General features: G+C 69.3%; 9 protein-coding genes and 3 pseudogenes. 4 read left to right on the plus strand and 8 right to left on the minus strand.

Going from position 1 to position 14,005, the window contains the following annotated elements; all coding sequences use genetic code 11:
- Positions 1–63: 63 nt before the first annotated feature.
- Together OG883_RS04145 and OG883_RS04150 are read right to left on the minus strand one after the other, a co-directional pair.
- Positions 64–1,167: pseudogene (locus tag OG883_RS04145) on the minus strand (catalase); the annotation flags it as partial.
- 38 nt (positions 1,168–1,205) lie between these two features.
- A pseudogene (locus OG883_RS04150) lies at positions 1,206–2,485 on the minus strand (RNA-guided endonuclease InsQ/TnpB family protein).
- Between the two features lie 23 nt (positions 2,486–2,508).
- On the opposite strand from OG883_RS04150, the gene tnpA reads away from it, so the two are divergent.
- Complete coding sequence (tnpA, locus tag OG883_RS04155) at positions 2,509–2,937, plus strand: IS200/IS605 family transposase (RefSeq protein WP_266535121.1); 429 nt, start codon at positions 2,509–2,511, stop codon at positions 2,935–2,937.
- A gap of 102 nt (positions 2,938–3,039) precedes the next feature.
- Here the strand turns inward: tnpA and OG883_RS04160 are convergent.
- The 4 genes and pseudogenes from OG883_RS04160 to OG883_RS04175 all read right to left on the minus strand — a co-directional run.
- Positions 3,040–3,399 (minus strand): annotated as a pseudogene (locus OG883_RS04160) (catalase); the annotation flags it as partial.
- 150 nt (positions 3,400–3,549) lie between these two features.
- Positions 3,550–5,442: a SpoIIE family protein phosphatase gene (locus OG883_RS04165; RefSeq protein WP_266535124.1), complete on the minus strand. Its 1,893-nt coding sequence runs from the start codon at positions 5,440–5,442 to the stop codon at positions 3,550–3,552.
- Positions 5,443–5,794: 352 nt separating this feature from the next.
- The gene (locus OG883_RS04170; RefSeq protein WP_266535127.1) at positions 5,795–6,472 is read right to left on the minus strand and encodes a DUF402 domain-containing protein; all 678 of its coding nucleotides are present in this window, start codon (positions 6,470–6,472) and stop codon (positions 5,795–5,797) included.
- Between the two features lie 58 nt (positions 6,473–6,530).
- Positions 6,531–7,925, minus strand: a complete 1,395-nt coding sequence (locus OG883_RS04175; RefSeq protein ID WP_266535132.1) for an aspartate ammonia-lyase — start codon at positions 7,923–7,925, stop codon at positions 6,531–6,533.
- 202 nt (positions 7,926–8,127) lie between these two features.
- On the opposite strand from OG883_RS04175, the gene OG883_RS04180 reads away from it, so the two are divergent.
- Positions 8,128–9,663 (plus strand): ricin-type beta-trefoil lectin domain protein, encoded by a 1,536-nt coding sequence (locus tag OG883_RS04180; RefSeq protein WP_266535138.1) that lies wholly within the window; start codon positions 8,128–8,130, stop codon positions 9,661–9,663.
- A 126-nt stretch (positions 9,664–9,789) separates the two neighbouring features.
- On the opposite strand, the gene OG883_RS04185 is transcribed toward OG883_RS04180, so the two are convergent.
- Positions 9,790–11,466: a fumarate hydratase gene (locus OG883_RS04185; RefSeq protein WP_266535141.1), complete on the minus strand. Its 1,677-nt coding sequence runs from the start codon at positions 11,464–11,466 to the stop codon at positions 9,790–9,792.
- Between the two features lie 280 nt (positions 11,467–11,746).
- Between OG883_RS04185 and OG883_RS04190 the strand changes: the two genes are divergently transcribed.
- Positions 11,747–12,349: a DUF1707 domain-containing protein gene (locus OG883_RS04190; RefSeq protein ID WP_266541214.1), complete on the plus strand. Its 603-nt coding sequence runs from the start codon at positions 11,747–11,749 to the stop codon at positions 12,347–12,349.
- Positions 12,350–12,500: 151 nt separating this feature from the next.
- Positions 12,501–12,854 carry a WhiB family transcriptional regulator gene (locus OG883_RS04195; RefSeq protein ID WP_266535143.1) on the plus strand — a complete coding sequence of 118 codons (354 nt, stop codon included), beginning with the start codon at positions 12,501–12,503 and terminating at the stop codon, positions 12,852–12,854.
- A gap of 87 nt (positions 12,855–12,941) precedes the next feature.
- On the opposite strand, the gene glpX is transcribed toward OG883_RS04195, so the two are convergent.
- Positions 12,942–13,973, minus strand: a complete 1,032-nt coding sequence (gene glpX, locus OG883_RS04200) for a class II fructose-bisphosphatase (RefSeq protein WP_266535147.1) — start codon at positions 13,971–13,973, stop codon at positions 12,942–12,944.
- Positions 13,974–14,005: the final 32 nt, after the last annotated feature.

Genomic DNA, 14,005 nt, shown 5'->3' on the forward strand with positions numbered 1-14,005 from the left:
CACTGACGTGCGTGTGCCCGCGGCCCCCGGAATCCGGGGGCCGCGGGCACACGCGTATCCGCCTCAGCCGCCGTTCACCTTCTTGGCGATACGGTCGCCGATGTCCTTGTCGACGTTGCGCCAGTACTGCAGCGCCCGGTCCAGGACCGGCCGCGTGACGCCGTTGCTCAGGTGTCCGCCGGCATTCGACACCAGCCGCTCACGGGCCGCGTCGTCCAGCACCTGGCGGACCATCGTGCCCGGCTGGCCCCAGTCGTCGTCCTCGCGGTGCGGCTTGTACGCCTCGCGCACCAGCTCTCCCGTGGCCTCCCAGCCCGCCGGGTCGCCGAAGCGCTGGTAGTCGGCAGCGGGACCGCCGTAGGAGTTCGGGGCGTACGGCCTCGACGCGTTCGACGGCACGTACCGCATCGGGCCGTCCTTGGCGTATGAATTCACCGCCGCGTGGGGCCGGTTGGGCGGCAGCTGTGCGTAGTTCGGGCCGATCCGGTACCGGTGCGTGTCCGGGTAGGAGAAGAGCCGTCCGAGCAGCATCTTGTCCGGCGACGGGCCGATGCCCGGCACCATGTTCGACGGCTCGAAGGCGGCCTGCTCGATGTGGATGAAGTAGTCCTCCGGATTCCTGTTGAGCGTCATCCGGCCGACCTCGATCAGGGGGTAGTCGCCGTGCGGCCACACCTTGGTCAGGTCGAAGGGGTTGAAGCGGTAGTCCGCCGCGTCCTCGAACGGCATGATCTGGACCTTGAGGGTCCACGACGGCGCGTTCCCGGACTCGATCGACTCGTACAGATCGCGGCGGTGCTTGTCCGCGTCCGAGCCGGCCAGCTCGTCGGCCTCGTCCTGCGTGAGGAAGTCGATGCCCTGGTCGGTCTTGAAGTGGTACTTCACCCAGAACCGCTCGCCACCGCCGTTGATCCACATGTAGGTGTGGGAGCTGTAGCCGTTCATATGGCGGTAGGTCTTCGGGATGCCGCGGTCGCCCATCAGCCACGTCACCTGGTGCGCGGACTCGGGGGACAGTGTCCAGAAGTCCCACTGCATGTCGTTGTTGCGCAGCCCGGTGGCGGGGTGGCGCTTCTGGGACCGGATGAAGTCCTGGAACTTGATCGTGTCGCGTACGAAGAAGACCGGCGTGTTGTTGCCGACCATGTCGTAGTTGCCGTGTTCCGTTTGAAGTGCTCTCCCGGCTGAAGCCGGGAGATTCCTGCTTACCTTGCGGCAGCGGGCTTGACGCGCTTCGCGCGCCTGACGACTGCCCTCCCGGCAGCCGGGATGAGCGCGAGGCCCATCCGGTAAAGGTGCAAGACGTTGCGGGCTGCATTGTGGTCGGCGTTGCCTGACCATCCGCAGTCCGGGTTCTTGCATACGAACGTGGCTTGGTCCTCCCGGCTGCCGGGCGTGATGAAGCCGCACGCGGAACAGCGCCGGGACGTGTGCGGGGCCGGGACCTTGTGCAGGGTGCCGCCGTACGAAGCGGTCTTGTACGTCAGCATGGCGACCGTACGGCCCCACGCCTCGCCGGTGATGGAGCGGTTCAGCCCAGATTTCTGGGCGACGTTCTTCCCCGGCAACTCGACGGTGCCCTTGGCGGACTTGACCATGTTTGTGATGGCGAGTGCTTCGACCACCACCGTGCCGTACTGCTTGGCAATGGCGGTGGTGGTCTGGTGCTGCCAGTCCAAGGCCCGACGCTTGGCTTTCGCGCGGACTCCTGCGATCTGGTCATAGGTGTGGTGCAGACGGCGGCTGGCGCGCTCGCCGGGCTTGCGGTGTGCTTGCGCTGGGCGGCGCGCTGCTCCAGCCGCAGAAGCTTGGACTGCTCCTGCTTGGTCAGCCACTCGCCGTGCTCGTGTGTCTCACCGTCTGAGAGGGCAATGGGCACGGTGACGCCCACGTCGATGCCGATGTCCGGCCCTTGGTGGGGCTCGGGCTTGGTCTCCAAGGTCTGGACGCGGAATGCGATGTGCCAGCCGAGCGCGTCCTTGATCAGCCGCGCCCCGGTGATCCGGTTCTCCGCGCCTGCATGCTTGCCCACGGGCAGGTCCTTGGTCCACCGGAACCGGACCCGGCCCACCTTCGGAATGCTGACCGTGCCCCAGCGGCGGTGCACGCGGACGATGTTCAGGTCCCGGCCCTGCGGGACGTCCACGGACATCACCGTGCGGATGCGGCCCTTGAAGTTTGGGGCGTCGGCGCGGCCGTCCCAGGAGTTCTTCCACGCCTGAAAGTACGTCTTGAGCACCGCTTGCGCGGCCTGCGCGGGCAGGACGGCGAGAAAGCCGATGTCCTCGCGGGCCTGGCGGATCGCGGCGTCCGCGCTCGCCAGCGTCCGCTTTTCCTTCGGCATCATCTGCCACCAGGCGTGCAGCAGGTTCCACATAGTGCGGGCCGCGTGGGCCTGGTCATCGGTCTTCAACACCCCGGCAGGCGACAGCACAAGCCGGGCACGGTGCCCGAACTGCCGCTTGACCAGGGTGCCTTGATTCACGATCGAGAGCCTAGCATTGGCTTATGTCACCACGCTGGGACCCTAATCCCGATGTCAGAACCGGTCGCCATGTTGTCTACAACCTGCACGTTCACTTGGTTTTCGTCACTAAGTACAGGCGGAAGGCGTTCACCGACGTCATGCTGACCCGCACCGAAGAGATCATGCGGGAGGTCTGCGCTGACTTCGAAGCCGAGCTGAAACAGTTCAACGGCGAACAGGACCACGTGCACCTGCTCGTGCACTACCCGCCGAAGGTGCAGCTTTCCAAGCTGGTCAACTCCCTCAAGGGCGTCAGCTCCCGGCGGCTCCGCCAGGAGTACGACAGCCATGTCCGCCGGTACCTGTGGGGCGGACACTTCTGGTCCGGTTCCTACTTCGCCGGATCGTGCGGCGGGGCACCCCTGACCGTTGTCAAGCAGTACATCGAGAACCAGCAGCGCCCCGTCTGACCGTCACCACGGCGGCACAGAGCCCTCCGGCGCTCCGCGCCTCCGGCCCAAGGATGGCCTTCACCCCCGCCCTGAAGGGCGGAGCACTGGCCAAGATCAGAGGTAGAACTTCAGCGCGAAGCCGCGGGGGTCGCGCCAGGTGTCGGGGGAGCCCTGCTCACCCGCGACCGTCGAGAAGCGGGCCAGCATCTCGGTGCGCCTGCCCGGCTGGAAGAGGTCGGCCCTGGTGAACTGGCTTACGTCGTTGGTTACTTCGAAGGTGCCGTACGCTCCCGACCCCTTGGCGTGCACCACTCGCTCGGGGACCCGTTCGCGGTTGAACTGGGCCATCTTCTCGATGAGGTAGTGGTCCTGGAGCAGAATCGGACCGTCGGAGCCCACGGTGAGCGAATGCTCGTCGCTCTCCACAGGGATGCCGGCGTTGTTGGTGGTATACGGAGCCTTGGGGGATGACTCGGTCACGAGCGCCCTCCCGTCAATAGAGCCAAAACGCCTGCGGACAAAGGTGGGACAGAGTGGTCGCTTCGGCCGTGTGCCCCAGTCAACGCCTCCGACACCCCGTCGGCAACATGTGGACGGGGTCCAGATCTGGCCCCCGTCCGGCTCGCCGCGTTACGCGCGAGTAGGCAGCTCGAACCAGACCACCTTCCCGGTCGACAGACGCGTCGCTCCCCACCGTCTGGCCAGCCGGTTCACCAGAAACAGCCCGCGTCCGCCCTCGTCCGTGTCCCGGGCACGCCGCTGCCGGGGCAGCTGCGGAGAATCGTCGCCGACCTCGCAGCGCAGTACGTCCGTGCGCAGCAGCCGCAGCGTCACCGGACGCTCCGCATACCGCACCGCATTGGTCACCACCTCGCTGACCAGCAGCTCCACCGAATCGCTCAGCTCCTCCAGACCCCAGCGGACGAGCGCCCGGCGGGCCAGCCTGCGGGCCCGGCCCGGGGCGGCATCCTCCGGCTCCAGGAACCAGTACGCGACGTCGCTCGGCGCGATCCCGTCGAAACGGGCCGCGAGCAGCGCGATGTCGTCGTCCCGGTCGCCCGGGCCGAGCATGTCCAGCACGTCGTCGCAGAGTGCCTCCAGCGGCGGCGAGTGGTCGGGTCCGGTCAGCTGGGCGGTGTCGGCGAGGCGCTCCCGCAGCTGCTCGATCCCCGTCCACACGTCACGGAGCCGGGACTCGACCAGACCGTCGGTATAGAGGAGGAGGGTGGCGCCGGCCGGAGCGTCCAGTTCCACCGCCTCGAAGTCCACTCCGCCCACGCCGATGGGCGCGCCGGGCGGCACCCGCAGTACTTCGGCCCGCCCGCCCAGATGCAGCAGGATGGGCGGCGGGTGGCCCGCGTTGGCGATGGTGATGCGGTGCGAGACGGGGTCGTACACGGCGTAGAGGCAGGTCGCCATCCTGTCCGTGCCGAGCCGCTGGGCCTGCTCGTCCAGATGGTGCAGGACCTCCTGGGGCGGCAGATCGAGCCCGGCCAGGGTCTGCGCGGTCGTCCGCAGCTGGCCCATGATCGCGGCGGACGTCATGGAGTGCCCCATGACGTCACCGACGACGAGCGCGACGCGGCTGCCCGGCAGCGGGATCGCGTCGTACCAGTCGCCGCCGACGCGGGCGGTCTCGGCGGCCGGCAGATACCGGGACGCGAGCCGGACACCGGTCGGCTGCGGCAGCGAATCGGGCAGCATCGTGCGCTGCAGCTCGTCGGCGATGTACGCCTCGCGTCCGTAGAGCACGGCCTTGTCTATGCCGAGCGCGGTGTGCGTGGCCAACTGGGCCGCCACCAGCAGATCGTTGGGCTCGAAGGCGGGCCGGTCGGGGCGGCGCAGGAAGACGGCCGCGCCGATCACCCGGCGCCGGCCGCGCAGCGGGGCAAGTATGGCGCGATGGCCACTGGGCACCGCCCGGTCGGCGCCGAGCAGCTCGGGCAGGGCGGCCCGGGCCGCGGCGGAGTCGCCGAAGACGGGCCGTACGCCGCGCAGCACCTCGGACAGCGCACCGCCGGACCGCACCTCGCACAGCTCGGCCGCCGGGGTGGGATCGGTCTGCGCATCGATGACCGGGACGGGGACGGGGTTGCCCAGATCGGCTTCCTCACCGGTTAAACGCAGCCGGTCGGTACGGCGCAGCCGTAGGACGAACGGCGAGACCGGCCGTTCGTCGCCGACCGGCAGGGGGTCGCGGAGATAGACGAGGATCGCGTCGGAGAACGTCGGCACGGTGGCGCGGCACAGCCCGAGGACGATCTCGTCCAGATCGATGCCGCGCGCGATCCGCCGGGTCGCGGCCCCCACGAAACGCAGCCGGTCGCCCTCGCGCCGCGCCGTCCCCGCGAGGTCCAGCGGCGGACTCTGCGGCTGCGGACCTGCCGGGATCGGCGGTGTCGGCTGCGCAGGGGGCGTCGGCACGGTCGGGGCGCCGGGCGCCTCGGCCCGCGGCCGGGTGCGTTCCTGCGGCCGGGCAGCCAGGGGCTGCCGGCCTTCGTGGGACGTGGGCTGCTCCGTCACGCGTGGGATTCCGTCCGTCCGGGCCGGTTGTGCGATGCAATCGCCTCGTGAGGCGGTATACCCGCTCTGCGGGCGGCGCCGACAGGATGACAGGCATCCGGCACGGCTCCACCCCCTTGAAATGACTCGTGGTGACTTACGGTCAGGTCGTGCGCTGTGCTCAATGGTTGCTCATGCTGCGCAGCCTTGCGGACGACGATCCTACGTTTGCCCCCGGGGGGCGCATCAAGAGTCTCATGAGGTCGTATGCGCCGGAGTGGGTTCCCGGACCGGAATCAGTCACTTCACGAGGGGCGGCCAAGGGGCGCCCGCCGGAGCGGCGGAGAGGACGTGCTCGCATGGTTCCGTCCCCTCAGGAGGCCAGCTGCGCGGCCGTACGGTCCCAGTCCGCGGGCAGCTCCGGAACCTGCCACGACGGGTCCGGACGCCAGTGCTCCCAGCCGTCCGAGAACGGCGCCTCCCAGGCCCCGATCACCTCGACGGCCGCCAGTCCCGCCTCCCGCACCCGGCCGGCCTGCTCGGCGTCCATCAGGCCGACCCGCTGCGCCTGGTCGAACTCGTCCTGGTCGAGCCAGCACCAACTCCGGTCCGGATGGACCGAGATGTCCAGGAAGTGGTCCACGGAGTCGATGCCGCCGGACCACCGGATGTGCGGCTCCTCGAGGTTGACGTACCAGTTGCGGAACTGCCAGCCGGGCTCCCAGAACAGCCACACCGACCACGGCTGTCCGGGCCGTGCCAGCTTCAGCACTCCCGCGCCGAACCAGCGGTCCCGGACGATGGTGCGCGGGGCGGTGTAACGGGTGGCGAGGGGCTCCTGGTGCACGGGAGTGCCGTCGGCGAGCACGGGCTTGACGCATTCCGTGCCCGGTGCCATCCACACGGCGAGCAGTTCGTCGGTGTCCTGCACGACGGTGACGGGCCGGCAGATGTGGACGCCCCGGCCGTTCGGGTCCGGGGCATGGCCGCGATAGCGCCAGAGGATGTGGTCCCCGGGCGACCAGCGTGGGATGCGTTCCGTACCTGTCATGCGCAGATCTTAGGAGTACGTCCGGCGCCCCGCTGCGACGCAGGTCACGGACTCCGTGTCACGGATGCGTCATACGCAGCACGTCGAGCGCCTCGTCCAGCTGCTGAAGGGTCAGCGCTCCACGCTCCACATAGCCGGACTCGAGGACGACCTCGCGGATCGTCTTCCGCTCGGCGAGCGACTTCTTGGCGACCTTCGCCGCCTCCTCGTAGCCGATGTACTTGTTCAGCGGGGTGACGACGGACGGCGAGGACTCGGCGTACTCGCGGGCCCGTTCGACGTTCGCCGTGATGCCGTCGACGGTGCGGTCCGCCAGCAGGCGCGCGGCATTGGCGAGAAGCCTCACCGACTCCAGCAGGTTTTTGGCCATCACCGGGAGCATGACGTTCAGCTCGAAGTTCCCCGCGGCGCCGGCCGTCGCGACCGTGACGTCGTTGCCGGTCACCTGGGCCGCCACCATCAGCACGGCCTCCGGGATCACCGGGTTGACCTTGCCGGGCATGATCGAGGAGCCGGGCTGCAGGTCGGGCAGGTTGATCTCGGCCAGACCCGTGCGCGGGCCCGAAGCCATCCAGCGCAGATCGTTGGAGATCTTGGTGAGCGAGACGGCGATCGTCCGCAGCTGACCCGAGGTCTCCACCAGGCCGTCGCGCGCGCCCTGCGCCTCGAAGTGGTCGCGGGCCTCGGTCAGCGGCAGCCCGGTCGCGCGGGCGACCTCGGCGATGACCGCCGCCGCGAAACCGGGCGGGGTGTTGATACCGGTGCCCACCGCCGTGCCGCCCAGAGGGAGTTCGGCGAGGCGGGGGAGGGAGGCCCGCAGCCGTTCGACGCCGTATCCGATCTGCGCGGCGTAGCCGCCGAACTCCTGGCCCAGCGTGACGGGCGTGGCGTCCATGAGATGCGTACGGCCGGACTTGACGACGTCCGCGAACTCGGCGGACTTGCGCTCCAGGGACGCCGCGAGGTGCTCCAGCGCCGGAATTAGATCGCCCGTCACGGCCGCCGTCGCGGCGATGTGGATGGACGAGGGGAAGACGTCGTTGGACGACTGGGAGGCGTTCACATGGTCGTTGGGGTGCACCTCGCGGCCGAGTCGCTCGGCGGCCAGGGTGGCGATGACCTCATTGGTGTTCATGTTCGAGGAGGTGCCGGAGCCGGTCTGGAAGACGTCCACCGGGAAGTGCTCGTCCCAGCGGCCCTCGGCGACCTCGGCGGCCGCGTCGGCGATGGCGACCGCGATGTCCTTGTCGAGTACGCCCAGTTCGGCGTTGACCCGGGCAGCGGCGGCCTTGATCCGGGCCAGGGCCTCGATATGAGCCCGCTCCAGCCGCTGGCCGGAAAGGGGAAAGTTCTCCACGGCCCGCTGGGTCTGGGCCCGCCACTTGGCGTGCGCGGGAACCCGCACCTCACCCATGGAGTCGTGCTCGGTCCTGTACTCGCTCGAGTCCGTCATCGCTGCCGTACCTCCCGCTGTTGTGCCTGGTCGGGGGTGCCCCCGAACCCCCGCTGCGTCCGTCCGGGCGGTGCCCCCGGCACCCCGGCTCCCCGACCTCTCAAAAAAGATGAGCAGTTGTCTTGTTCTGTCTATTCCCAAGTGGGATACCCGCCAGTAAATACCCCTGGTAACCACAAACAGGGGAGGCGCAGTGAGCTTAATGAGGGGCACCAGACGCAGACTTCGCTGTACGGTCGCGGCCGCCGCCGCACTGGCGGCGGGACTTGGCGGGATGGCCGGAACGAGCACGAGCGCCCATGCCGACGAGAGCCGCACCGCCGCCGCATCCGCCGCATCCGTCCCGCTCCCGCCCGCACTGGAGTCGATCCGCGCCGCCGAGGCCGTCAAGCTCTACGGCAGCCCCGCCGAGCGCCCGCTCGCCGACCGCAAGGCCGGCCTGATCTCGCTGGGCGACAGCGAGATCTCCGGTGAGGGCGTCGGCACCTACGAACCGGGTACGAGCGGACCCGACAACTGGTGTCACCGCTCGCCCGACGCCGCGATCCACCGTACGGGCATCGCCGCGGACGTCACGTACAACGTCTCCTGCTCGGGCGCGTCCAGCGGAAACATCAGGATCGGCGGCTCGAAGCAGCACGCCGACGAGCTCGTGCAGAGCGAGAACCTCGCCATCAAGGCCCGCAACACCCGCATCAAGATGGTGCTGCTGGTGGCCGGCGCCAATGACGATCTGCAGTTCGGTCCGGTGATGACCGACTGTGTGGTCCGCTATGTGACCTTCCAGGGGCCGTGCGAGCCCAAGTACGCCCCCGGCTGGCAGGCCCGCGTCGACGGTCTGGTCCCCAAGGTCGAGCAGACCGTACGTGATCTGCGTACCGTGATGCGCGACGCCGGGTACACCGAGGGCGACTACAAGCTGGTCGTGATGGGCTACCCGAGCCCCATCGGCTCGGACTTCCGTGACAACCCGAACTTCCCCGGCAAGCTGATCTGCGGCGGGATGGGCTACGACTCCGACACCGTGTGGGGCCGCAACACCGCCGTTCCCGCCTTCGAGCGCGGCATGCGCAAGGTCGCCCGGTCCACCGGCGCGGTCTACCTCGACAACTCACGCCTCTTCCACGGCCATGAGGTCTGCATGGAGGACACCTGGGCGCGCGGGCTGTACATCGACCTCTCCCACCCCTTCCCGCCGGACTCCAATTCGGTCCGTCAGTCCTTCCACCCCAATGCCCGCGGCCATGCCGCCTTCGCCTCCTGCCTCACGCAGCTCTACAACTCCGGCCTGAACGAGGCCAGTTGCGCCGATGTGGCCTCCAGCGGAAAGCCCGTGCTCTTCCCCGGGGCGTGGGACGACGCGTACAAGCCACTGAAGAACGAAGCCACCGGTACGTGCGCAGACGTCACGGGGGCAGTCAGCCGCAACGGGACGGAGGTCGTCGGCTGGGACTGCCACGGCGGCCGCAACCAGGGCTGGTGGTACGACTCCGCCCGCAAGTCGCTGCACACCGAGCTGACGCAGGACCGGTGCGTGGACATCCCCGGCGGCACGTACGCGGCCGGCTCGGCCGTCACCGTGTGGAACTGCCACGGCGGCTCCAACCAGCAGTTCGTACGGCAGTCCGGCACGATCCGCCCGGCGGCGGCGACGGGTCTGTGTCTGACCCTCGCGGCGGCGAAGGAGCCGCTGAGGCTCCAGCCCTGCAACGGCGCCGCGAACCAGCGCTTCGCCTGACCACCGGTACGGAGCGGACGTGCGGGCCCCTTCGGTGGGGGCCCGCACGGGGCGGCCAGGACCGTTCCGGTGCGCGCCGCCGTGTCACCCGACCGGGTGCGCCGGCGCGGTGCGGGGCGGCGGTGCCTAGACCAGGCCGGGACCGCGGACCGGAATGCTGGTGAACGTCGGAGCCGGCGCCGGCTCCGTGAAGAAGTCGTTGCCCTTGTCGTCGACGACGATGAAGGCCGGGAAGTCCTCGACCTGGATCTTCCAGACCGCCTCCATGCCGAGCTCCTCGTACTCGACGACCTCGACCTTCTTGATGCAGTCCTGCGCGAGCCGGGCCGCGGGGCCGCCGATCGAACCGAGGTAGAAGCCGCCGTGCGTGCCGCAGGCGTCCGTGACCTGGTTGCTCCGGTTGCCCTTGGCGAGCATGACCTTGGAGCCGCCCGCCGCCTGGAACTGCGCGACATAGCTGTCCATGCGGCCCGCCGTGGTCGGGCCGAAGGAACCGGAGGCGTAGCCCTCGGGGGTCTTGGCCGGGCCGGCGTAGTAGACCGGGTGGTCCTTGAGGTACTGCGGCATCTCCTCGCCCGCGTCCAGCCGCTCCTTGATCTTGGCGTGCGCGATGTCGCGGGCCACGACCAGCGGGCCGGTCAGCGAGAGCCGGGTCTTGACCGGGTACTTGGTCAGCTCGGCGAGGATCTCGTCCATCGGCCGGTTCAGGTCGATTCTGACGACGTCACCCGCCTCGGCGGACTCGCCGAGGTGTTCGTCGGTCGTGTCCGGCAGGAAGCGCGCCGGGTCGGTCTCCAGCTGCTCCAGGAAGACGCCCTCGGCGGTGATCTTCGCGGTGGCCTGGCGGTCGGCCGAGCAGGAGACGGCGATCGCGACGGGCAGCGAGGCGCCGTGGCGCGGCAGCCGGACGACCCGGACGTCGTGGCAGAAGTACTTGCCGCCGAACTGCGCGCCGATACCGATCTTCTGCGTGAGCTCGAAGACCTTCTCCTCCAGCTCCTTGTCCCGGAAGCCGTGGCCGGTGGGGGAGCCCTCGGCGGGCAGCTCGTCCAGGTAGTGCGCGGAGGCGTACTTCGCGGTCTTCAGCGCGAACTCGGCGGACGTGCCGCCGACGACGATGGCGAGGTGGTACGGCGGGCACGCGGCCGTACCCAGCGAGCGGATCTTCTCCTCCAGGAACTTCATCATGGAGGCCTCGTTGAGGACCGCCTTGGTCTCCTGGTAGAGGAACGACTTGTTGGCCGAGCCGCCGCCCTTCGCCATGAAGAGGAACTTGTACGCGCCGCCGTCGTTGGCGTACAGCTCGATCTGGGCGGGGAGGTTGGAGCCGGTGTTCTTCTCCTCCCACATGGTGAGGGGAGCCATCTGCGAGTAGCGCAGATTGAGCTTGGTGTACGCGTCGTAGATGCCCCGCGACAGCGCCTCCTCGTCCCCTCCCTGCGTCAGGACGTTCTGGCCGCGTTTGCCCATCACGATCGCCGTGCCGGTGTCCTGGCACATCGGGAGCACGCCGGCGGCGGCGATGTTCGCGTTCTTCAGCAGGTCGAGCGCGACGAACTTGTCGTTGGAGGAGGCCTCCGGGTCGTCGACGATACGGCGCAGCTGCGCGAGGTGAGCGGGGCGCAGATAGTGCGAGATGTCGTGCATGGCCTCGGCGGCGAGCGTGCGCAGCGCCTCCGGCTCGACCTTGAGGAACGTACGCCCGTCGGCCTCGAAGGTGGAGACACCCTCGGAGGTCACCAGCCGGTACGGCGTGGTGTCCTCTCCCAGCGGGAGCAGATCGGAGTACTGAAACTCTGGCATCGCGGCCATTCCTCACTCGGCAGACAGCTGCGCTGACGTCCATTGGCAGCGCGCCCTCCAGCGTAGAACGCGGTGGACCGCCCCCGGTTGTGAGGTAAGGCTCACTCGCCTCCGCCGCGGCCCCGGCTCGCGACGCGCACCGCACCCCGGCCCCTACCCCTGGTCGCGATCTATCGCGTTTCGCTACCCTGGATCCGTGGACCTCGACAAGCATGATTCAGCGGCCTCCGGCCGCGGACACTCCCAGAAGCCGGTCGTCCCCGCGGAGCCCGGCCGTGTCATCCGTGCCTCCGATGCCGACCGTGACCGCATCGCGGACATCCTCCGGGACGCTCTGGCCGAGGGCCGGATCGATGCCGAGGAGCACTCCGAGCGGATCGATGCCGTCTACCGGGCCAAGACCGTCGGCGAACTCGAGCCGCTGGTACGGGACTTGCCCGCGACGAACAGGCGGCCGGACTCCGTTTCGTACGCCTACGGGCCCGAGGAGGCCGCCGGCCCCGCCGAGAACCTCGTCGCCGTCTTCTCCAGCTCCACCCGCAAGGGCCGCTGGCGCGTCGGCCGCCGCACCAACGCCTTCTCGCTCTTCGGCAATATCGAGATCGACCTCACCGAGGCGCTCTTCGAACAGCGGCTGACCGTGATCAACGCGACCGCCATCTTCGGCAATGTCGAAGTGCGCGTCCCGGAGAACATCTCGCTGCGCGGCAGCGGCAACGGCGTCTTCGGAAACTTCGACGTCCACACCCTCGAGGCCGCCGACCCGGAGGCCCCCGTCGTCGTCGTCAACGGATATTCGGTTTTCGGCAATGTCGAGGCCAAGCCCAAACGGGGCCGCCGTATCGCCGATCTCCACGACCGCCTGCGCAAACACCTCGGCTGACGGCTCCGCCCCGGAGCGCTTTCCGGCCGCGAGCGCCCGCCCGCAATTCCGTACCCCGGAAGCCAGTGCCACTCAGTGCATAGGCGTGCGTACAGCGGGTAGGGAGTGCTGCATCGTCTCTCGCTCGCGAAGCCGTCGTCAGGAGTAGACCGTGCTGCAACTGCCGCATCAGTCCTTGCAGGTCGCCGCCGTTCCTCCCCAGCGAATCCCCGCTCGGGAAGATCAGGCCGGACCCTGGCACGCGGAGGCGGTGTGCCGCCGGGACGAGGCCGGGCTGTTCTTCGCTCCGTCCAAGGAGCCAACGGCAGCCCGGCTGTCACGCGAGGAGGCCGCCAAACGGGTCTGCGCCCGGTGCCCCGTGATGGTCCAATGCCGGGAGCACGCCCTGCTCCAGCCCGAGCCGTACGGCGTGTGGGGCGGGCTCACCGCGGCCGAGCGCCGCGTGGTGCTGGCCCGGCGCAGGCGGCGCGAGGTCGAGCTGAAGAAGCCGGCGTCGGCGGCCTGAGCGGGACCGCGTACGCACGAGAAGGGGCGCTCCCACCGCACATGGGGGCGCCCCTTCCCGTACACGCAACCGGTGACCCGCCGGTTGCTACTTCGCGCGGTCGAAGTCGATGGCGCTGTAGGCGCGCAGCTTCGACAGCCGGTGGGTCGAGTCGATCTGGCGGATCGTGCCGGACTTGGAGCGCATCACCAGCGAGGACGTGGTGGCGGTCTCCCCGCGGTAGTGGACGCCGCGCAGCAGCTCGCCGTCCGTGATGCCGGTGGCCACGAAGAACACGTTGTCGCCGCTGACCAGGTCGTTGGTGTGCAGCACCCGGTCCAGGTCGTGGCCGGCGTCGAGGGCGCGCTGCCGCTCGGCGTCGTCCTTCGGCCAGAGCTTGCCCTGGATGGTGCCGCCGAGGCACTTTATGGCGCAGGCGGAGATGATGCCCTCGGGCGTACCGCCGATGCCCATGAGCATGTCGACGCCGGTGCCTTCGCGCACGGCCATGACCGAGCCCGCGACATCGCCGTCCGTGATGAACTTGATCCGCGCGCCCGTCTCGCGGATCTCCTTGACGATGCCCTCGTGGCGCGGGCGGTCCAGGATGACGACCGTGACGTCCTCGGGCGAGGACCTCTTGGCCTTGGCGACCCGGCGGATGTTGACCGAGACGGGTGCGTTGATGTCCACGAAGTCAGCGGCCTCGGGGCCGGTGACCAGCTTGTCCATGTAGAAGACCGCGGACGGGTCGAACATGGCGCCGCGGTCGGCGGCGGCGAGGACGGCGATCGCGTTGGGCATGCCCTTGGCGTTGAGCGTGGTGCCGTCGATCGGGTCGACGGCGATGTCGACCTCGGCGCCGGTCCCGTCGCCGACGCGCTCGCCGTTGAACAGCATCGGGGCTTCGTCCTTCTCGCCCTCGCCGATGACGACGACGCCGTTCATCGAGACGGTGGAGACAAGGGTCCGCATGGCCTTGACGGCCGCTCCGTCCGCGCCGATCTTGTCGCCGCGGCCGACCCACCGGCCCGCGGCCATGGCGGCGGCCTCGGTGACCCGGACGAGCTCCAGGGCGAGGTTGCGGTCGGGGGCCTCGGGGGAGACCTCGAGCTGGGACGGCAGATGATGCTCGGTCATCGGAGCGCACCTTTCTGTACGACGACGGCCGG

The sequence above is a fragment of the Streptomyces sp. NBC_01142 genome (assembly GCF_026341125.1).
In the GTDB taxonomy this organism is placed as follows: domain Bacteria; phylum Actinomycetota; class Actinomycetes; order Streptomycetales; family Streptomycetaceae; genus Streptomyces.